Below are 20,646 nucleotides of genomic sequence, written 5' to 3' on the forward strand. Positions count from 1 at the left end.
AGTGATGGAATGAGAGATATAAAAAAGTTTTTACAAAAATTACGTCCTGTACAACTCATTGTTTTGTTTTATTTATTAGCAGTAGTTGTATCGGTGATATTGCTTAGTTTCCCGTTTGTTACGAAGTCTGGTGTGAAATGGACATTTATCGATGCCCTCTTTACATCTGTTAGTGCGGTAAGTGTTACGGGATTGTCTGTTGTTACGATTTCAGATACATTTACTACGGCAGGAATTATTATGTTAGCCCTTATTTTACAATTAGGCGGCTTAGGAATTATGGCACTTGGTACGTTTGTTTGGATTATAACGGGGAAAAAGATCGGTTTGCAGAGAAGAAGACTTATTATGGCAGATCATAATCAAGGGAATTTATCAGGCCTTGTAGAATTGATGCGTTCTATTTTAATTGTAATTATTTCGATAGAACTTATTGGAGCAATACTATTAGGTACAAGATTTCTACTTTATTTTCCAACTTGGCAAGAAGCTTATTTCCACGGTTTCTTTGCCGCTGTTAGTGCAACTACGAACGGAGGATTTGATTTAACTGGACAATCACTAATTCCGTACAAAAAAGATTATATTGTGCAAATGATTCATATGTTGCTTATTATTTTAGGAGCAATTGGCTTCCCGGTGTTAATGGAAGTAAAGCAATTCTTTAGTAAAAGGAAACAGCAACTATTCCGCTTTTCGTTATTTACAAAATTGACGACAACGACATTTTTTGCACTCGTTATCGTTGGAACAATTATGATTTTTCTACTAGAGCGAAATCAGTTTTTAGCAGGAAAGTCATGGCATGAAACAGTTTTCTATACATTGTTCCAATCTGTGACGACGCGAAGTGGTGGACTGGCTACAATGGATATACGTGAATTGTCACAACCGACGCTTTTATTTATGAGTATATTAATGTTTATAGGGGCATCTCCAAGTTCGGTTGGGGGCGGAATACGTACAACAACATTTGCTGTTAGTATATTATCGTTATACACTTTTGCAAGAGGCGGGAGAACAGTTAGAGTCTTCAAACGTCAGCTACATGAAGAGGATGTGCTGAAAGCATCTGTCGTTATGACGATGGGGATTTTATTATGTGCCACAGCACTCTTTATTTTATCTATTACGGAAAATGTACCGCTTATGAGTTTAATTGTTGAAGTGTGTTCTGCTTTCGGGACGACAGGGCTATCGACAGGTATTACGCCAGATTTAACAACTGTTGGTAAACTTGTACTCATTGTACTTATGTTTATTGGGCGTGTCGGTATTTTAACATTTATACTGGCTAGTGGTGGAAGAGAACAGCCACCTCGCTATAAATACCCGAAAGAGCGAATTATTATTGGATAGTATGAAACCATTCTACCTTTGTTAGGTAGAATGGTTTTTTAGTCGTTAATGCCAAATTGTGGATGCATAAAAGCGCCATTCTTATTATCCGCTTCTTTTTTTAGCAACTCTTGATTTTCTTCTGAAATCCACCCAATATCATTTGTGGGATGAATCCATTCTTCTCCAGCCATAATGGCAGGGTCAACTTCATCAGTCCAATTGTGAAGTGGACTATTCTCGGAATCATATTTACTGTCTCCGATTACGACGTCATATTGATTTATGAAAGGTTGTTGCATCTTCTTTCCTGTTCCTTTAAAAGATGGAAAATTCATTTGATGCGGGAGCGTTTCATCTAAAATTGGTGACTGAATTTTATCTTTCTTCTTCAAAATAATCGCTCCTTTTCTAATACTTTCTTCATAGGTAGTATTTCCATCTAGCGGCTCTTATGTACTTGTTAACACTTGCCAGTAATAATTATTTAATGTTGCTTCAAACTAGAGTAGAAAGTGAATTTTTGAGAGCAGGTGAATGTATTGGTAAAAAGAAAAGTGAAACAAAATGCGGCAATCAACAATAATAAAACTCCGAAAGAAAGCTTACCAGATGCAGAATTTGCATTAGAGTATGAAGGAGAAAATAGCGCGAAGTATGCAAATCGTAATTCAAAAAAAGGTAAACAAAAATGAGGCGTTTTTTACAAACGCCTCATTTTTTTGTGGGATTATAAAGGTTTTTTTAATTATTTGTAAATTTAGCGTTCATTATTGGCAGAAAAATGCGAAAAAACATAGAAGTAGCAACGTATTACACAAAAACAAACAACAAACAAAAGATTAATGTTGGTTTAATACTGCTTTTACACTAGTTGTTTATATTTGAGTTGTACATAAGATTTATAAAAGGAGAGAGAGACAGTGAAAAAAACAATCTTTAAAGCTGTAGCAACTGGAATGGTATTTTCGTTATTAATGGGGTGTGGTGCAAAGAAAGAAGAAAGTGCTGGGGCAAAAGTAAAGGATGATAAATTATCCGGATCATTAACTGTTTACACAGCGATTGAAGAAGAACTTGTACCAATGTATCTTGATTCTTTTAAACAGAAGTATCCAGATGTGAAACTGAACATTGTTCGTGATTCAACTGGAGTTATTACAGCGAAATTGCTAGCTGAAGGAAAAAATACACAAGCAGATGTTGTATGGGGAACAGCAGCGTCTAGTCTATTAGCTTTAGATAAAAAAGATATGTTAAAAGGATACTCTCCAAAAGGAGCGGATCGTGTTCTTCCGCAATTTAAAGATGATAAGCAACCAGAAAAATGGGTAGGTAATACGGCATTTATGACGGGGATTGCTATAAATAAAGAAGAATTAAAGAAGAAAAATTTACCGATGCCAGAATCATACGAAGACTTAACGAAACCAGAATATAAAGGAACGCTTGTTATGCCACATCCAGCTTCTTCTGGAACAGGATTTTTAACAGTTTCTGCATGGTTACAAATTATGGGTGAAGATAAAGGCTGGGATTACATGAAGAAACTTCATGATAATATGGCAACTTATACTCATTCAGGTTCAAAACCAGCTAAATTAGCAGGCGCAGGTGAATATCCAGTTGGCGTATCAATGGTTTATAGTGCTTTGAAAGAGAAACAAAAAGGTGCACCAGTTGAAGTTGTATTGCCGAAAGAAGGATTAGGTTGGGAAGTAGAAGCGAACGCACTTATTAAAAAAGATAATGCAAAAAATGAAAAATTAGCGCAAGCATTTTTAGATTGGGCAATTACTGATGATGTAATGAAGTTATACTTCGAGAAAAATGGATTCGCGACAATTAAAAATGATTATAAACTTCCAGATGGATTCCCTAAAGATGTGACAGAAAAGTTATACAAAAAGAATGACTTTAAATGGGCAGCAGAAAATCGTGACAAAATCTTAGAAAAATGGGAAAAAGAGTTTGGCCAAAAAGCAGAACCGAAAAAGTAAGTGAGTGGGAGAGAGAAAAAATGAGCGAATATTTATCAATTCAACACATTCAAAAACAGTTTGATGCATTTACAGCGTTAAAAGATATTTCTTTTACTGTGAAAAAAAATGAGTTTGTATGTTTATTAGGCCCAAGTGGTTGTGGGAAAACAACATTGCTTCGAATTTTAGCAGGGCTAGAAGAGGCGACAACAGGTAGTATAGCTGTGGATGGAAAAGATATTACAGCATTACCTCCTGGAAAGAGGAATTTCGGAATGGTGTTTCAATCGTATGCATTATTTCCGAATTTAACAGCACTTGAAAACATTGAATACGGCTTAAAGACAAAAAAATATGGAAAAGCAGAAGTAAAAGAGAAAGCGCTAGAGGCGTTAGAACTTGTAGATTTGCTGAATGTAAAAGATAAATATCCTGCTCAAATGTCTGGTGGACAACAGCAGCGAGTAGCACTTGCACGTGCGCTCGCTCTGTCTCCGGATATTTTGTTACTCGATGAGCCTTTATCTGCTTTAGATGCAAAAGTGCGTGAAAAGTTACGTAGAGAAATGCGTGATTTGCAAGAAAAAGTAGGAGTAACAACTATTATGGTTACGCATGATCAAGAAGAGGCATTAACGATGGCCGATAAAATTGTTGTAATGAATCATGCGGAAATTATGCAGATTGGCACACCAGAGGAGATTTATCAAAGACCAGCCAATCCATTTGTGGCAGATTTTATTGGTTCTATTAATTTCTTTTCGAAAAACAATGAAGAACATGCAATTCGTCCTGAGCATGTAACAGTTGTACAAAAGGATGGTATTAAAACGGTTGTGGAAAGCATGGAATTTCGCGGATCTGTATATCGGACGGAAGTGCGGGTCGTAGAAGAAAAAACACATCTTTATAACGAGAAAATTGTAGTGGATATATTGTCATCAGAAGTAGAAGCAACCGCAATTAGAAAAGGAAAGCCGATTCAAATCTCTTTCTCAGAAAATCATATGTTGTCATATGGAAAGAAGGTCATTGTATAGATGGAGATGTTAGAAGATTTCAAGGTAGAAAGTACGAAAAAAAAGATTAAGAGACGTATCGGTAAAGAAGAGTGGATACAAAGACTATTAATTATTGGTATGCTTCTCGCGTTTTTGATCATGCTTGTATTACCTCTATTACAATTGTTTACACAAGCTTTTTATGATAAAGACGGAGCTTTCATTGGTGTTGCGAATTTCAGTAAATATTTCACAACACCAACGCTAGTTCAATCATTACAAAATACGATATGGATTTCGGGCGCGACAACAATTATTGCAGTGACACTCGCTTTCGCTTACGCCTATGCGATCGCTCGTACGAATGTGTTTGGAAAGCGTGTATTTCAATATATTGCGTTGTTACCATTATTCGCACCAACGATGATGCATGGTATCGCACTGACATATTTATTTGGTAATCAAGGATTAGTAACGAAAGGAATGTTTGGTTTGTTTGAAGGGATACAAATCCCTTTATATGGACCAGTAGGAATTGTAATGGCTGAAGTCATGTATACATTTCCGCAAGCATTTCTTATATTATTAATTGCTTTTCAAGGCTCTGATTATCGTTTATATGAAGCTTCTAATATGTTAGGAGCGAGTAAAACAAAGCAATTTTTCACTGTTACTTTACCTAGTGTAAAGTACGGATTAATTAGTGCGATGTTCGTTGTGTTTACACTTAGTTTCACTGATTTTGGGGCACCAAAAATTGTTGGTGGGCAATATAATGTACTTGCTACTGACGTATATAAGCAAGTAATTGGGCAGCAAAATATGCCGATGGGTGCAACTGTCGGAATGATTTTATTAATCCCAGCTATATTTGCAGTTGCAGTTGATCGCATTACGCAAAGAAAGCAGGCGAATCTCTTATCTTCCAAATCAGTACCTTACAGAATAATAAATAATAAGAAACGAGATGTTATTTCATTCGTATATTGTAGCGTAGTAACGCTTATGATCATTCTATTATTTGTGGCAGTTGGTATTGCTGCAAGTGTAAAAGTATGGCCATATAATATGAGCTTTACATTTGAGCATTTTAATTTTTCCAGTTTAACAGGAGATGGACTTGAAGCCTTTAAAAATAGCGTAATTGTTTCAGCAATTACTGCGGTTATTGGAGCAGTTTTAACATTTATGTTCGCTTATGCGATTGAGAAAATTGATCAGCTACAATTTTTTCGAAAAGCAGGTTATTTTTTCTCTATCGTCCCTTTAGCGATACCAGGTTTAGTACTTGGGTTAGGCTACGTCTTCTTCTTCAGTCAACCAACAATACAAATCTTTGGACTTTCCGTAACGAACCCATTTCATTCTCTATACGGAACAATTGCTGTGCTAGTACTAGTCAATATCATTCATTTTTATTCTGTAACATTTGTTACGGCAACGACAGCTTTAAAGAAATTAGATCGAGAGTTTGAACTTGTTTCACAGTCGATGGGGATACCGTTTTATAAAACATTCTTTCGAGTTACGGTACCGATGTGTTTACCAGCCATTTTAGAAATGGTAATGTACTACTTCGTAAACTCAATGGTAACTGTCTCAGCAGTTGTATTCCTATATGCAGCTGATTTTAAACTAGCTGCCGTATCAATTGTAAATATGGATGATGCAGGAAATGTAGCACCAGCAGCTGCAATGAGTGTACTTATTGTCGTTACAAATATTGTAGTAAGAGTTGTATATGAATGGGGAACGAAAGCACTTCGTAACCGAACGTCACAATGGCAAAAAAGATAAATAAGAAGGGTGATGGATTAAATGAAAATAGAAGCAGTTATTTTTGATTGGGCAGGTACAACAGTTGATTACGGATGTTTTGCACCACTGGAAGTATTTATGGAGATTTTCCATAAACGCGGTGTTGCAATTACTGCAGAAGAAGCTCGTAAGCCAATGGGATTATTGAAAATTGATCATGTTAGGGCATTAACAGAGATGCCTCGTATTGCGAGTGAGTGGAATCGTGTTTTCGGACAATTACCAACAGAGGCAGACATTCAGGAGATGTATGAAGAATTTGAAGAAATTCTCTTCGCTATTTTACCGCGCTATGCGTCGCCGATTAATGGAGTAAAAGAAGTAATTGCTTCTTTACGTGAAAGAGGAATTAAAATTGGTTCAACGACTGGTTATACGAGAGAAATGATGGACATTGTAGCAAAAGAAGCAGCGCTACAAGGGTATAAACCTGATTTTCTTGTAACACCAGATGATGTTCCAGCAGGTCGTCCGTATCCGTGGATGTGCTATAAAAATGCGATGGAGCTTGGTGTATATCCAATGAATCATATGATAAAAGTTGGAGACACGGTATCAGATATGAAAGAGGGAAGAAATGCTGGTATGTGGACAGTAGGTGTAATTCTCGGCAGTAGCGAACTCGGCTTAACTGAAGAGGAAGTGGAGAATATGGATCCGGTAGAACTTCGTGAAAAAATAGAAGTAGTTCGCAATCGTTTCGTTGAAAATGGGGCGCACTTTACGATAGAAACGATGCAGGAACTCGAAAACGTAATGGAACATATCGAGAAACAAGAACTTATTATTTCATAAAAGGGGAATAGGATCATGACTGAAAATCACTATTTATTATTAACGCCTGGACCATTAACAACAACCAAAACAGTAAAAGAAGTTATGTTATACGATTGGTGTACGTGGGATGCTGAATATAACACAATGGTACAAGAGGTAAGAGCTAAACTTGTATCGTTAGCGACGAAGGAAGAAGAGACATATACAACTGTTCTCATGCAAGGAAGCGGTACGTTTTCAGTTGAAGCAGTGATTGGCTCTGTCGTTCCTAAAAATGGAAAGCTGCTCGTATGTACAAATGGTGCGTATGGTAAGCGAATTGTACAAATGGCAGAGATGTTACATATAGATGTGATGGTCAGTCAAACGGAAGAGTGGGAGCCTACTAATATTGCAGAAGTAGAAAAGATATTGCAACGAGATAAAGAGATTACACATATTGCAGTTGTTCATTGTGAAACAACAACAGGTATTATCAATCCAATTGTAGATGTATGTAAATTAGGGAAGCAATACGGAAAAGTAACACTGGTTGATGCAATGAGTAGTTTTGGTGGTATTGAAATAGATATCGCTGAGTTGCAAATTGACTTTCTAATTAGTAGTGCGAATAAATGTATTCAAGGGGTTCCTGGATTCGGTTTTGTTATTGCAAAGCGCGATGAATTGGTGAAATGTAAAGGGCAGGCACGTTCATTATCATTAGATTTATTTGATCAGTGGGAAACGATGGAAAATCAAAATGGGAAATGGCGTTTTACGTCACCTACACATGTTGTACACGCTTTTTATCAAGCACTACTTGAATTAGAAAAAGAGGGCGGAGTAGAAGCGCGTTACAATCGATATTATAACAATCAAAAAATATTAGTGAATAGAATGAGAGAAATCGGATTTAAGCCACTAGTAGATGAAAAATATCAATCGCCTATTATTACATCCTTCATTTATCCAGAAGAGGGGTTCGATTTTGGGCAGTTATATAATGAATTAAAGTGTGATGGGTTTGTTATTTATCCAGGTAAAATTTCAAAAGTAGATACATTCCGCATTGGAAATATCGGTGATGTACATGAGGCAGATATCAATCGCTTAGTTGATAGTATCGCTAAAGGAGTTGCTATAGGATGAAAGTATTTTGTTTAGGTGGAGCAGGTAAAATTTGTCGTGAAGCAATTTTAGATTTAGTACAATTTTCATCTTTTGAGGCGATTACAGTAGCTGATTTTAATGAAGAAGAGGGCCTGAAAGTGGTAGAATGGCTCAACGATCCTCGTGTTGATTTTGTGAAAGTAGATGTAACAAATCACGAGGATACGGTTGCAAAAATGAAAGGTTATGACATTGTAATGGACGGTACGACAATTAAGTTAAATGGATTGTCTACTCGATGTATTGCAGAAGCAGGTTGTCACGGTGTGAATTTGAATGGATTTGGTGAAGAAAATGAATTTCATTCTATATTTGCTCAAAATGAAAAAACGTGTTTACCTGGTTTTGGTATGACGCCAGGTGTAACGCAAATGATGGCAATGCATGCAGCAAATCAGCTAGATACTGTAGAGTCAGTACGTGTAAGTCATGGCTCGTACCGTCCAATTGCTTTTTCTGCATCAATTACAGAAACAACGACATATGAATATGATCCACATTTACCATCGCGTACAGTATATGAAGAGGGTGAGTTTAAGCAAGTACCGCCGTTTGCGCGTCCAAGAGAAATTGAATTACCGGCGCCTTATGGTAAGGCAACGCAGTATATAATACCGCATTCTGAAACGATTACGTTAGCAAAAGCACTAGAAAATAAAGGCGTCAAACTGATAGAGACGAGAGGAACTTGGCCAAAGAAAAATATGCAGCTCGTACGTGCTTTATATGATTATGGTATATTGCGTAATGATCGAGTTGACATAAATGGGAAAGAAATTGGCATTATGGATTGTATTTCGAAGTATTTATTGCAATCGAAAGAAGGGCAAGAAACAGAAATTTACGGTTATGCACTTCATGTAGAAGTAATAGGCATGAAAAATAATGAGAAACAAAGGCACGTATTATATCATACACACCCGTTATCTGATGGTTCTGTTGTAGGGTGGGAAAAATTAAGAGCTTATACGAGAAACGTCGGTATTCCATTTGGGATTGCTACAGAGTTAATCGCAAAAGGGAATGTAAATAAAGTTGGTGTTGTGACACCTGAGGAAGCTTTTGTAAATCCACAAATTATTTTTGATGAACTAAAAAAGCGTGGTATTCATATTCATGAAGAAGTTTTCACTGAAAAAGAAAGTTATAACTTTGTATAAGTAAGGCAGTTTATGAGGTAGAAATCAATGGGGTGAAGCTATGTCTGTAGTAGGTGAAGAAAGAAAGCGAACCATTCTTGAGAAGGTAGAGTTTAAAGGGAAAGTAAAAGTTTCAGAGTTAGCGAGAGAGTTTGCTGTATCAACAGAGACGATTCGTCGTTATTTAGAAGAATTGGATCGTGAAAAGAAGTTGAAGAAAGTGTATGGTGGAGCCGTCCAACTTCCGGGAGCTGGAATAGAGGCACCAATGTTAGAACGAGAGATGCTGCATATAGAAGAGAAGAAGAGAATTGGGTATAAAGCAGCAACGTTTGTGGAAGATGGAGATGTGATTGCGATTGATGATGGAAGTACACCACTTCAAATGGTGCCATATCTTGTTCATCGTAAAAATTTAACGATTGTAACAAGTTCATTTCCAGTAGCTACACAATTAATTTCTTCTATTAATAAAAAGATGTTTCACGGTGAGGTTTTATTTATTGGTGGAAAAGTCTCTCCAAAGCATTCACGTGTGTCAGGGTCTATTTCGCAGCAAGTAATCCAGCAATTTCATTTTCATAAAGCATTCGTTTCGATTGATGGATTGTTACCTGGTTTTGGGGTTTCTAGTTTTGAATTAGAAAAGGCGAAATTGTCAGAAGCGATGCTGAAATTAGCGGAGAAAACATATATTTTATGTGATCATACAAAAGTAGGGGTAAAAGGAAATTACCGAATAGCAGCATTTTCACGTATTCAACATGTAATTTGTGATAAGAAAATGCCCTATAGTTTTGAAGAGGAAGTCAAAAAGCATAATATTCAATGGACAATTTGCTAAATAAATTGAACTCCCACCTGTTTTTGAGGTGGGAGTTTTACTGTCCGCAAATAGCAGGATAAAAGATTTGTATGTATGCAAAAAGTGGACACATTTTCTCATCTCTTTCATATAATTTACCAATACAAAAAAAGTTGGTCGAAGGAAAGAAGGGAGAAGCATGTCAGAACGGATATATAATAAACTTGTATTGTATGCAAATATTTTGCAAAAAATTGGTTTTATTAATGAAAAAGAAAAAAGTGAAATTCTTCATATGCTAGGTAAAAAGGCCCTTTGATTAAAGGGTTTTTTATTTTTTATCTTTGGAAATATAAACTTAATGTAATATTATCATTGACAATGATAATGATATTCATTATCATTTATTTGTAGGTAATTGATAACGTTTATCAATTATAAAAATTATATATGATAGGGGATATTATTTTGAAAAAAAGTTATATTAAGGCGCTAGTAGTAGCCACAACATTAGCAATTCCATTTGCTACATACTCTACTCCAGCATTAGCAGCACTAAAAGCTGAAGCAAACCAGTCGGTGGCGGCAGCTAGTGAACGTACATACGATACTGAGATTAAAATATATAAGGATCAAAAAGATGAGCCATCTATGGTTTCTCAGTACATAAAAAATCCTAAAGTAGCAATTGAAAATGGGAAAAAAATCGTTACTGTAACAATACAAGATAGCGATTATTTTCAATATCTTAGAATAGAGGATAAAAACCAACCTGGTGTATTTCAGGATGTGAAAGTTTTATCAGAAGATAAGAGGAAAAATGGAACGAAAGTAGTCCAATTTGAAATTGGCGAATTCGAGAAGAAGCATAATATGCAAATGCATATACTTATTCCGGCCATCGGATATGATCACAAATATCAAGTTCAATTTGAAATCAAAGATCCAACTGTAGGTGACAAAGAAACAGAGAAACCAGATGATAACTCTAATTCAGGCAATACGGAAACAGATCATCCAGTTGATAGTCAAAATATGATAACAGATAACAAATTAAGAGAACTTGTTAATAAAAAAGTATTTAATAGAAAAGATTTAAATACACCAATTACGAAAGAGGAGTTATTACAAGTAAAAGACTTGTTTTTAAACACGAATGAGATTCTTGATTATAGTGCATTAAAATATATGCCAAATTTAAAATCTTTAACAGTTGCGAATGCGAAGATAACAGATCCGTCGTTCTTTGCGAATTTAAAGCAATTAAATCATTTAGCTTTGCGTGGTAATGAATTTTCAGATGTAACACCACTTGTTAAAATGGATAATTTAGCATCTCTTGATTTGAGTAATAATAAAATTACAAATGTTGCACCACTCATTGAAATGAAAAATGTAAAAAGTTTATATCTATCAGGCAACCAAATAGAAGACGTAACAGCATTAGCTAAAATGGAACAACTAGATTACTTGAATTTAGCAAATAATAAAATTACGAATGTTGCTCCATTAAGCGCGTTGAAAAATGTAACATACTTAACTTTAGCAGGTAATCAAATTGAAGATATTAAACCGTTATATTCATTACCTTTAAAAGACTTAGTATTAACGCGTAATAAAGTTAAAGATTTATCGGGTATTGATCAAATGAATCAATTAAATAAATTATTTATCGGGAAAAATCAAATTGAAGATGTGACACCACTTGCTAAAATGACCCAGCTTACAGAATTAGATTTACCTAATAATGAGTTAAAGGATATTACGCCATTATCAAATCTAGTAAACTTACAAAAACTTGATTTAGAAGCAAATTATATTTCAGACTTATCGCCAGTTAGTAAGTTGAATAAGTTAGTATATTTAAGTTTTGTTGCAAATGAAATCCGCGATGTTAGACCAGTAATAGAGCTAAGTAAGAAGGCTTATATTAATATTCAAAACCAAAAAGTCTTTCTAGAGGATACAGAAGTAAATAAAGAAGTAAAAGTACCTATATACGAAAAAGACGGCGAGGTATCTACCAAAATCCGTCTGAAGAGTGATGGTGGTACGTATAGTAATGGTGTAGTGAAATGGAGTACACCAGGTGAGAAAGTATATGAATTTGGGGTGAAAGATCCATTTGCGGATACAGGAATCTTCTTTACAGGATCTGTAATTCAAAATGTAGTAGAAAGTAAAGGGGACAACAATTCTAAAGAAGACAATACTTCTAAAGAAGATGAAAAAGTAGAAGTAGTAGAATTTAAAGATGTACCAAAAGGACATTGGTCAGAAGAAGCAATTCATTATTTAGCGAAAGAAAATATTTTCAAGGGATATGGAAATGGACAATTTGGATTTGGGGATAGTATTACTCGTGGACAAGTTGCGTCTTTAGTACAAAGGTACTTGAAATTAGAAAATAAAGTAGAGCAGAAAGAGAGATTTACAGATACGAAAGGGCATATGTTTGAGCAAGATATTGCCACAGTTGCGCAAGCTGGAATTATGCAAGGAGATGGTACTGGGGAGTTTCGTCCAGATGGAGTATTAACTCGATACGAAATGTCTGTAGTATTATATAAAGTATTTCAGTTAAAAGAAGATAGAAATAATAAAGTGAACTTTACTGATGTACCGACTGGTCATTGGGCAGAAGGATATGTGAAAGCGTTAGCGGATAATAATATATCAAAAGGTGATGGAAAAGGAAATTTTTTAGGTGATGATTTCGTAACACGTGAACAATATGCACAGTTTTTATATAACGCAATAAAGAAATAAAAGATGAGAAAATACGTTATTCTTTGATTTAAAAAGAATAACGTATTTTTTATGTACAAAATGAAATAGGGAATAGACAGAAGTATAGATATATGAATGGCCCATTTTAAAGAAGAGCTGTGAAACTATATTGACAAAAAGGCGTTCTCATGTGATAATTCAATTAAATTTTTAGAATAATCAAAAAATATTCCTTTTACATAGAAAGGATTCGAACATTATATAAATATTATGCCGGGGGTGACGAAATGTTATTTTTTCTAAAAAAATGGAATGAATTAAAAGATGTGAAATCTGAATTGGCACTTCGTGATTGGTTTTATGGTACAAAAATTAGTTTATCACTCTGTACGTCAAAAGAGCCGTTAACTTTTTTAGTAAACGTTGAGGGAAGAGATAAAGGGTTATTTTCAGAAGAAGACTTTATTGTTGTTAATTGTATGTGTGAGCCAGTATTTGAAAATGAAGGAAAACCAGCTGCAGAATCATTTATGCATGCGGATATTTATAAAAAAAGTAGTGCAGAATGTATTTTACAAGTGCAGACTGTAGATAGCCATTTAATATCAGAGTTATATGGAGAAACAGGGGAAGTAACATTCGATAAACGTAGCGTGGAACGTGTTTTTGGAAAAGAAGGTATAACAGAAATGACAATTCCCATTGTAGAAGATGAGAAAAAATTCGCTGATTTATTAGAAAATAATGTGCCGAATTTTATTGAAGGTGGAGGAGTAGTTCTTGTTCATAATTATGGCATGATTGTGTGGGGGAAAACTCCAGAAGAAGCGAAAAAATGGCTAGAGGGTATAGAATATTTAATGAATTACCATGTAAAGTTGTTAATGATAAAAGGTGCAAAGAGCTCTGTTATATAAAATGTTTGTGACGTCGTTACAAGTCAATAAAAAATGAAAGCGTTTTAAAAATAATTTTACTCATAAAATATAGGTCTCCTTATTATATATAGATTACATGTTGACATGTAAGGAGGAACATATTTTGCGAGTTAAATACCATTTTCTCCCAAAACAACAAGTGACATTTTGCAAAATGAACGATTCAGGTGAAGAGGCTTTGCACATTATGAATGAAACGGGATTTCGAGCAATCCCTGTATTAGCAGAAGATGAAAAGAAATTCATAGGGATTATTTATAAAGTAGATCTTTTAGAAAAGAAGTGTAATAGCGGATTAGAGAAATTAAGTACGGAACATATGCTGGGAGATTCCTCTGCATTTATTTTTGAAAAGGATTCTTTTTTTAGAGCATTTTATGTTATTCGTCGACTTCCATTTTTAGCTGTGCTAAATGATTATAATGAATTTGTCGGTATCTTAACGCATTCCAATATATTTGATGTTATTGAAGATTCATTCGGTATGCGGACGGGTGGTTATATATTAACAATTGCAACACAAGATTGTAAGGGAACGATTAAAGAACTTGGGACATTGTTGAAAGCATTTAATATCGGTGGATTATTTACGCTAGATAACGGTGATCAATATATTCGCCGCGTTATCGTAAATATAGCAGATGAGTTAAATGAAAAAAGATTAAAGCAATTAATCGAAAAAATAGAGAAAAAAGGATTCAGGGTGAGTCATGTAGATTATATTTAAGGTGAAAAGGAAAGGTACCAATTTGCTATATGCAGATTGGTACCTTTTTTAGTGCGAGTAATGAATCTTATTTTGAAACAGGAGGCGGAGATAATGCTAAATCAGATAAAAAAATAAAATCTGCATGTGCGCGAATGTTAGGAATAGAAGTTTCTATAACACGTGATGTAATTTCACCTGGAGGTCCAACGTGTCCGATAGCTACCATAATCGGTTTTTCTTGAAGTTTTTTTATGAGTAATTGGGCTTGTTTTGAAATATGTGCCGCTGTATACACATCATCAAAAAATAATTGGTTTTCAATAATAGGCACTCCTAATTCTTTCCCGATTTTTGGGACGACACTCTTAGGGTTTGTTTTGCTATCTAAATAAAATAAACCGTGTTTTTTACAAGCTACAAGTATAAGCCTTACAATTCTTTCGTCCGCGGTCACTTTTGATCCCATATGATTGTTCATGCCAATTGCATGTGGTACTTCTTGAATCGCTTGTTCGAGTCGGTTATTTATTTCTTCGTCGCTTAAATCAGTTGTAATTGCTTTTGGTCCAAGCCATTCTTTTTTACCTTTAATAGGTTCCATTGGCATATGTATAATAACTTCGTGCCCTTTCTTATGAGCCGCTATCGCATCTTCCTTTGTGGAAGGGAGAAAAGGCATAACGGCAACAGTCAGTGGAATAGGAAGTGATAACATTTTATCAGTCCCCTTCATATTATTGCCGAAGTCATCAATGACAATAGCGACTTTGTTTGTATGGGCCTTTGCTTGAACAGGAAACAAGAAGGATGGTAAGAACAGAGTAAATATAAGCAATGCAATCGTATATTTGCGCATATAAATATTTCCTTTCTATTTTATCCCGCTATTTGCGAGCGGTGAGGAATGAACAAAATCCCCAATGATTAAATTTCACTTTATCAATCATCATTATGTTTTGCGTTTTTACATAAATTAAACAAAAAATGTCGAAGAAAAGTATATGGAAAATAGAGAATCCGCTATTTAATTGGTATTTGTAAAAAAAGAAGATGAAAAAAATGTCTATTATTGCGAATGTATTTACAAAGATAGAATAATTTGTAATAATTCTCAAAGTGAGGGTAAAGATTTGTAAATTACAGGGAGAAAATGTTTAATTTTCTGATTCTTCAAATTCAAATATGATTAAGTAGTTAAAAGGCCAATGGAGAAGTAAAGTTGAGAGCATGGAAGTATAATAAGGGGGATATGAATGTTTACCGTAAAAAGGAAGTACACATTAGAAAAGCTTTCACGTGATATTCATATGAAACGTGAAGAAATGATTCAATTAGGTTTAACAAGTGGGTTAAATAGTATGGAGACAATTCAAGTGAGTCAAGAATTGGACAAGCTTATTTTACAGTACCAGTGTTATAAAGAAAAACAAACACCAAAATGGTTATCAATTATAAAGGTACCTATTTTTCAAATTGGGTATGAAGGGAAATCAAGTAATTTTTGGCGAATGCTTGTGGCTGGTTTTATGAAATAAGTATAATTACCCTTTTGGGATAAGGATAATTATACTAGGTGTAACGGAATTTCGATATGAACTGTAGTTCCTTCGTTTTCTATACTATCAATAAAAATATGCCCATTGTACATCTCTACAATTCGTTTACATATGACAAGTCCAAGACCGGTTCCAGTATCTTTATTAGTAAAGAACGGATGAAAGAGGTGTTTTTGAATATGTTTTGGAATCCCTTTTCCAGTATCTGTAACATTCAATTGTGCGTGTGTTTCATTGTTTGTTACGGAAATGGTCAATGTGTCACCAGAATTCATGGCTTCAATTGCATTTTTTGTAATGTTTAAAACCACTTGTTTCATATGGTCTTTTGAGCAACGGATATGAACAGGATGGTCTGGCAAATGTAAATGGAATACAATGTTATGTAGATTCGCCTCAGATTGAATAATTAATGCTACCTCATTTAGAATAGTTCTCACATCATATGTTTGTTCAATGATAGCAGTTGGCTTTCCAAGAATAAGAAATTCGCTTACAATTTCATTAATCCGTTCTATTTCTTGTTCGATGACGGAAAAATAAAACTGATCTTGTTCATCTTTATATTTCTCTTTTAATAGAGCGACGAGCCCTTTAATTCCGGTAAGAGGATTACGGATTTCGTGGGCTGTACTAGCTGCAAAAGTTCCAACCAATTCAATTTTTTGTAGTTCATTTTGTTGTCTTTCCAGTTTTGTTTGACGTTTTAACAACATATATTGAGCAAGTAAAAATAAAATAGACATTAAAAATAAAGTAGCTATACACTCTATTGCAACCCACTGATATAAAGTTTTTTGATGGATAGGCAATGGAGAAACAGAGACCTTCCAATTTAATCTTTTGAGTGGGGTAGTAAGCATGTTAGAATGCGCATCACTTGTTTCGTTATTATCATCGGTGAGAAAAACTACATCATGTTTATCAGTTACTTCAAAATGGTATTGTGGCTTAATGGCATTTAAAGATGATGAAATGTAGTCAAAGCGTAAACTTGCTAACAATAAGCCTGAGATTTTCTTCTGTTTATTGAAAATGGGAGAAGCAATCATAATAGCTTGATGTCCAAGAACACGATCTGTAATGACTGATGATACAGTTGTTTTCTTCGTTTGCAATACGTCTTGAATATATTTGCGATCTGAGACATCAACAGGTGGTCGGTCGCCTTCGGATGCGATTGTAATGATGCCTTCTGGTGTAGCGTAATATAAACCAGAAAAACGTGCATCGTTTCCATCCGTATCATGTACAATTTGTTTAACTCCATTTATATTTCCAGTCTCGGTTCCTACAACCTTTGAGAGCATTTCTAATGCGGAAATTGCTTCGCCAAGGTGATGATCTAAATAGTCTCTATATAAAAAGAGAACCGTGTGAGCAGATAGTTTGTTTTCCTGCTTCATTTTATACGAATGATATGAATAAAATGTAGCACCAATTCCTATCGTTGGTATAATAACAAGCACTATATATAAAACTATGCTGTGGAATTTGACTTTCAAATTTGGTACTCCTTCTTTTTTATTATCATTATATATAAACTATGTTAAAATTGTCATGTTTTTATTCAAGAATCATTCATAATATATTTGGGGAGAGGAAATGAATGAGTGAATACTCATTCGGAATTTACATGAAGTACTAAGTTGTTGTTTCTTTTTATTACTGAGAATTTAAGTGAAGGGTTGAAAGTTGTATGACATCAAATAATGAACGAGAAGATATTTCTCAATCTTTAAAAGTATTTATTGCATTATCTCGTGTACATCGTTCTGTTATGGATACTACAAATAAATCTATACAAAGTAACGGGTTAAATCCAACTGAATTTGCTGTATTAGAACTGCTATATCATAAAGGTGGTCAACCACTTCAGCAAATTGGTGAGCGTATTTTAATAGCTAGTGGCAGCATTACATATGTTGTAGATAAGCTAGAGAAAAAGGGACTAGTAAAGAGAATTCCGTGCCCGAATGACAGACGTGTTATTTATGCACAACTAACTGAATCTGGAGAGAGCTTTATTGCTTCTATTTTTCCAGGGCATGAGCAAGTTATACATCAGTCTTTTGAAATGTTAACGAAAGAGGAAAAGGATGAATTACTTGATCTATTAAAAAAGATTGGAAAATATGAAAAATGATAGTATGTTCCAAAAGAGCTTTGGATAAAGAGATCCAAGGCTTTTTTGTTTACATGTAATTATGACAGCATCTGCCGTATTTTGTTGAAGAATAAGAGGAGATTTGTAAGTAAGCATTGAATTATAGTAAGGATGCACATAATGGAGAGGAGGCTCGTTCATGTCATTTAAAGACTATGAATATAAACGGCCAAATATTGAAGAATTAAAAGAAAAGTTTACTGTTGCTTTAGAGAAGTTTGATAACGTAAAAACGGTAGAAGAACAAAAACAAGTCATCAATTCAATTAACGAAATTCGCAACGACTTCGGTACAATGGGGAATCTATGTTACATTCGTCATTCTGTTGATACGACAGATGCTTTTTATAAGGAAGAGCAAGATTTCTTTGATGAATTCTCTCCAGTTGTACAAGGATATGGTACAAAGTATTATAATGCGTTAATTCATTCTCCATTCCGTGAAGAATTAGAAGCGTATTATGGAAAGCAATTATTTGCTTTAGCGGAGTGTGATTTGAAAACATACTCCGATGAAGTTGTGAAAGATTTACAATTAGAGAATAAATTGTCTTCACAATATACGCAGTTATTGGCATCTGCAAAAATTGACTTTGCAGGAGAAGAAAGAACGTTATCACAGCTTATTCCATTTATGCAAGGGAAAGAAAGAAGTGAACGTAAAGTAGCAAGTGAAGCATATTACGGATTTTTAGCTGAGAATGAGGAAGAGTTAGATCGTATTTATGATGAGCTTGTTAAAGTGAGAACGAAAATCGCCAAATCTTTAGGTTTCAAAAACTTTGTTGAACTTGGATATGCAAGAATGTACCGTACAGATTATAATGCGGAAATGGTGGCGAATTATCGTCAGCAAGTACTTGATTATATCGTTCCAGTTACGACGGAATTAAGAAAACGACAACAAGCACGTATCGGTGTAGAGAAGTTAGCGTATTACGACGAAAACTTTGAGTTTGCTACTGGTAATCCAACTCCAAAAGGAGATGCGGATTGGATTGTAAATCATGGGAAAACGATGTATAAAGAGTTATCGGCTGAAACGGATGAATTTTTCAATTTCATGCTAGATAATGATTTATTAGATTTAGTTGCGAAAAAAGGAAAAGCTGGTGGCGGATATTGTACATATATTGAGAATTATAAAGCGCCATTTATTTTCTCAAACTTCAATGGAACATCTGGCGACATTGATGTATTAACACATGAAGCTGGTCATGCTTTCCAAGTATATGAAAGCCGTAAGTTTGAAATTCCAGAATACAATTGGCCAACGTATGAAGCTTGTGAAATTCATTCTATGAGTATGGAATTCTTTACATGGCCATGGATGAAGTCATTCTTTGAAGAAGATGCAGATAAATATTATTTCTCTCACTTAAGTTCAGCACTTCTGTTTTTACCGTATGGTGTATCTGTTGACGAATATCAACATTATGTATATGAAAATCCAGAAGCATCACCAGAAGAGCGTAAGACAGCATGGCGTAATATAGAGAAAAAGTATTTGCCGCATCGTGATTATGAAGATAATGATTATTTAGAGCGCGGTGGATTCTGGCAACGTCAAGGACATATTTATAGCTCGCCGTTCTACTATATCGACTACACATTAGCACAAATTTGCGCACTGCAATTTTGGAAACGTGCAAGAGATAATAGACAAGAGGCGTGGGAAGATTATGTAAATCTGTGCCAACAAGGTGGAAGTAAATCATTCTTGGAATTAGTAGAAGTTGCAAATTTAACATCACCATTTGCTGAAGGCTGTGTGAAAAGTGTCATTACAGAAATTGAAGCGTGGCTACATGCGATTGACGACACAAAATTGTAAAAAACATGCGCTTTTTTTCACATGTTTAACATCGACATAACGAGAAAATGATGAGATAATAAAAGAAAATTCAGAATACTAAAGAGGTGTTTCTAATAAGGAGCACCTCTTTTCACCAACAAAAAGGGGGGAAAGAATTATGCTTCAATCAAATATGGATGTGAGTTTAGAAAGTTTGGTGAACTCATTACAGTCTACTCGAAGCACGCTATTATCAGAAATTGAAATGTTAAATGATACAGAAGTGAATGTAAAGCCACGCCGTGATAAATGGAGTATTATTCAAATTTTGCATCACTTGCATTTAGTTGAACAATCAGTTACGTCTGCCCTTGTATATGCTTTACAAAAAAATGAAAGAAACACGACTCCATTTAAAGACCTCCAACTTACGCTTGATCGCACATATAAACGAGAAGCTCCTCAGCAAATGCAACCAACAGAAACGTTAATGAAAAAACAGCAAGGAATTCAATTACTAGAACATTCACGACAAGAACTATTACACGCGCTTCATAGTGTGATAGATGAAAAAGATTTATTTGAAAATGGATTAAAGCATCCTATTTTTAATGATTTGAATTTGTATCAGTGGGTTCAATTTCTTGATTTGCATGAACAAAGACATCTTACGCAGTTAAAAGAGGCGAAACACGCAATTTTGCAACGATAATCAGAAGGAAGTGGGAGACCACTTCTT

The 20,646-nt window shown here is 34.7% G+C and carries 19 protein-coding genes; 16 read left to right on the forward strand and 3 right to left on the reverse strand.

Going from position 1 to position 20,646, the window contains the following annotated elements:
* The first annotated feature begins 9 nt into the window (after positions 1 to 9).
* Positions 10 to 1,359 carry a TrkH family potassium uptake protein gene (locus J0835_RS06745; RefSeq protein WP_087979877.1) on the forward strand — a complete coding sequence of 450 codons (1,350 nt, stop codon included), beginning with the start codon at positions 10 to 12 and terminating at the stop codon, positions 1,357 to 1,359.
* A gap of 38 nt (positions 1,360 to 1,397) precedes the next feature.
* Here J0835_RS06745 and J0835_RS06750 read toward each other — a convergent pair whose 3' ends face one another.
* A complete protein-coding gene (locus J0835_RS06750; RefSeq protein WP_140386704.1) occupies positions 1,398 to 1,733 on the reverse strand; it encodes a DUF3905 domain-containing protein in 336 nt (111 codons plus the stop codon).
* A gap of 147 nt (positions 1,734 to 1,880) precedes the next feature.
* Between J0835_RS06750 and J0835_RS06755 the strand changes: the two genes are divergently transcribed.
* The 11 genes from J0835_RS06755 to cbpA all read left to right on the forward strand — a co-directional run bounded on the left by J0835_RS06755 (position 1,881) and on the right by cbpA (position 14,407).
* Positions 1,881 to 2,033 carry a hypothetical protein gene (locus tag J0835_RS06755; protein WP_000240799.1) on the forward strand — a complete coding sequence of 51 codons (153 nt, stop codon included), beginning with the start codon at positions 1,881 to 1,883 and terminating at the stop codon, positions 2,031 to 2,033.
* A 228-nt stretch (positions 2,034 to 2,261) separates the two neighbouring features.
* On the forward strand, positions 2,262 to 3,338 hold the full coding sequence (locus J0835_RS06760; protein ID WP_087979879.1) for a putative 2-aminoethylphosphonate ABC transporter substrate-binding protein: 1,077 nt from the start codon (positions 2,262 to 2,264) through the stop codon (positions 3,336 to 3,338).
* A gap of 20 nt (positions 3,339 to 3,358) precedes the next feature.
* Positions 3,359 to 4,360: a putative 2-aminoethylphosphonate ABC transporter ATP-binding protein gene (locus J0835_RS06765; RefSeq protein ID WP_087979880.1), complete on the forward strand. Its 1,002-nt coding sequence runs from the start codon at positions 3,359 to 3,361 to the stop codon at positions 4,358 to 4,360.
* Positions 4,361 to 6,118 (forward strand): putative 2-aminoethylphosphonate ABC transporter permease subunit, encoded by a 1,758-nt coding sequence (locus J0835_RS06770; RefSeq protein WP_140386705.1) that lies wholly within the window; start codon positions 4,361 to 4,363, stop codon positions 6,116 to 6,118. It abuts the gene before it with no gap.
* Positions 6,119 to 6,139: 21 nt separating this feature from the next.
* A complete protein-coding gene (gene phnX / locus J0835_RS06775; protein WP_087979881.1) occupies positions 6,140 to 6,934 on the forward strand; it encodes a phosphonoacetaldehyde hydrolase in 795 nt (264 codons plus the stop codon).
* Between the two features lie 15 nt (positions 6,935 to 6,949).
* The gene (phnW, locus tag J0835_RS06780) at positions 6,950 to 8,047 is read left to right on the forward strand and encodes a 2-aminoethylphosphonate--pyruvate transaminase (protein ID WP_087979882.1); all 1,098 of its coding nucleotides are present in this window, start codon (positions 6,950 to 6,952) and stop codon (positions 8,045 to 8,047) included.
* Positions 8,044 to 9,228, forward strand: coding sequence for a saccharopine dehydrogenase family protein (locus tag J0835_RS06785; protein WP_087979883.1), 1,185 nt, complete (start codon positions 8,044 to 8,046; stop codon positions 9,226 to 9,228). The genes phnW and J0835_RS06785 overlap by 4 nt, the downstream gene beginning before the upstream one ends.
* Positions 9,229 to 9,268: 40 nt before the next feature.
* The gene (locus J0835_RS06790) at positions 9,269 to 10,051 is read left to right on the forward strand and encodes a DeoR/GlpR family DNA-binding transcription regulator (protein WP_000117658.1); all 783 of its coding nucleotides are present in this window, start codon (positions 9,269 to 9,271) and stop codon (positions 10,049 to 10,051) included.
* A 429-nt stretch (positions 10,052 to 10,480) separates the two neighbouring features.
* The gene (locus J0835_RS06795) at positions 10,481 to 12,781 is read left to right on the forward strand and encodes an NEAT domain-containing leucine-rich repeat protein (RefSeq protein WP_140386706.1); all 2,301 of its coding nucleotides are present in this window, start codon (positions 10,481 to 10,483) and stop codon (positions 12,779 to 12,781) included.
* Positions 12,782 to 13,029: 248 nt separating this feature from the next.
* Positions 13,030 to 13,659 (forward strand): class II aldolase/adducin family protein, encoded by a 630-nt coding sequence (locus J0835_RS06800; protein ID WP_087979885.1) that lies wholly within the window; start codon positions 13,030 to 13,032, stop codon positions 13,657 to 13,659.
* 124 nt (positions 13,660 to 13,783) lie between these two features.
* Entirely contained in the window at positions 13,784 to 14,407 is a 624-nt protein-coding gene (cbpA, locus tag J0835_RS06805) for a cyclic di-AMP binding protein CbpA (protein ID WP_001264215.1), read from the forward strand.
* 67 nt (positions 14,408 to 14,474) lie between these two features.
* On the opposite strand, the gene J0835_RS06810 is transcribed toward cbpA, so the two are convergent.
* Positions 14,475 to 15,245, reverse strand: coding sequence for a divergent polysaccharide deacetylase family protein (locus J0835_RS06810; RefSeq protein WP_087979886.1), 771 nt, complete (start codon positions 15,243 to 15,245; stop codon positions 14,475 to 14,477).
* 397 nt (positions 15,246 to 15,642) lie between these two features.
* Between J0835_RS06810 and J0835_RS06815 the strand changes: the two genes are divergently transcribed.
* Positions 15,643 to 15,924, forward strand: a complete 282-nt coding sequence (locus J0835_RS06815; RefSeq protein WP_000495532.1) for an aspartyl-phosphate phosphatase Spo0E family protein — start codon at positions 15,643 to 15,645, stop codon at positions 15,922 to 15,924.
* Positions 15,925 to 15,953: 29 nt separating this feature from the next.
* Here J0835_RS06815 and J0835_RS06820 read toward each other — a convergent pair whose 3' ends face one another.
* The gene (locus J0835_RS06820) at positions 15,954 to 17,450 is read right to left on the reverse strand and encodes a DUF3149 domain-containing protein (protein ID WP_087979887.1); all 1,497 of its coding nucleotides are present in this window, start codon (positions 17,448 to 17,450) and stop codon (positions 15,954 to 15,956) included.
* A gap of 194 nt (positions 17,451 to 17,644) precedes the next feature.
* Between J0835_RS06820 and J0835_RS06825 the strand changes: the two genes are divergently transcribed.
* The 3 genes from J0835_RS06825 to J0835_RS06835 all read left to right on the forward strand — a co-directional run bounded on the left by J0835_RS06825 (position 17,645) and on the right by J0835_RS06835 (position 20,619).
* Entirely contained in the window at positions 17,645 to 18,091 is a 447-nt protein-coding gene (locus tag J0835_RS06825; RefSeq protein WP_000203345.1) for a MarR family winged helix-turn-helix transcriptional regulator, read from the forward strand.
* 160 nt (positions 18,092 to 18,251) lie between these two features.
* Positions 18,252 to 19,946 carry a M3 family oligoendopeptidase gene (locus J0835_RS06830; protein WP_087979888.1) on the forward strand — a complete coding sequence of 565 codons (1,695 nt, stop codon included), beginning with the start codon at positions 18,252 to 18,254 and terminating at the stop codon, positions 19,944 to 19,946.
* 139 nt (positions 19,947 to 20,085) lie between these two features.
* Complete coding sequence (locus J0835_RS06835) at positions 20,086 to 20,619, forward strand: DinB family protein (protein WP_087979889.1); 534 nt, start codon at positions 20,086 to 20,088, stop codon at positions 20,617 to 20,619.
* Positions 20,620 to 20,646: the final 27 nt, after the last annotated feature.

The sequence above is a fragment of the Bacillus cereus group sp. Sample62 genome (genome assembly GCF_036851315.1).
In the GTDB taxonomy this organism is placed as follows: Bacteria; Bacillota; Bacilli; order Bacillales; family Bacillaceae_G; genus Bacillus_A; species Bacillus_A wiedmannii.

Coding starts and splice junctions, on each gene's coding strand:
- J0835_RS06770 (WP_140386705.1), top strand. CDS start 4,361: ATGGAGATGTTAGAAGATTTCAAGGTAGAAAGTACGAAAAAAAAGATT.
- J0835_RS06765 (WP_087979880.1), top strand. CDS start 3,359: ATGAGCGAATATTTATCAATTCAACACATTCAAAAACAGTTTGATGCA.
- J0835_RS06830 (WP_087979888.1), top strand. CDS start 18,252: ATGTCATTTAAAGACTATGAATATAAACGGCCAAATATTGAAGAATTA.
- J0835_RS06790 (WP_000117658.1), top strand. CDS start 9,269: ATGTCTGTAGTAGGTGAAGAAAGAAAGCGAACCATTCTTGAGAAGGTA.
- J0835_RS06825 (WP_000203345.1), top strand. CDS start 17,645: ATGACATCAAATAATGAACGAGAAGATATTTCTCAATCTTTAAAAGTA.
- phnW (WP_087979882.1), top strand. CDS start 6,950: ATGACTGAAAATCACTATTTATTATTAACGCCTGGACCATTAACAACA.
- J0835_RS06810 (WP_087979886.1), bottom strand. CDS start 15,245: ATGCGCAAATATACGATTGCATTGCTTATATTTACTCTGTTCTTACCA.
- J0835_RS06815 (WP_000495532.1), top strand. CDS start 15,643: ATGTTTACCGTAAAAAGGAAGTACACATTAGAAAAGCTTTCACGTGAT.
- J0835_RS06745 (WP_087979877.1), top strand. CDS start 10: ATGAGAGATATAAAAAAGTTTTTACAAAAATTACGTCCTGTACAACTC.
- J0835_RS06800 (WP_087979885.1), top strand. CDS start 13,030: ATGTTATTTTTTCTAAAAAAATGGAATGAATTAAAAGATGTGAAATCT.
- phnX (WP_087979881.1), top strand. CDS start 6,140: ATGAAAATAGAAGCAGTTATTTTTGATTGGGCAGGTACAACAGTTGAT.
- J0835_RS06785 (WP_087979883.1), top strand. CDS start 8,044: ATGAAAGTATTTTGTTTAGGTGGAGCAGGTAAAATTTGTCGTGAAGCA.
- J0835_RS06835 (WP_087979889.1), top strand. CDS start 20,086: ATGCTTCAATCAAATATGGATGTGAGTTTAGAAAGTTTGGTGAACTCA.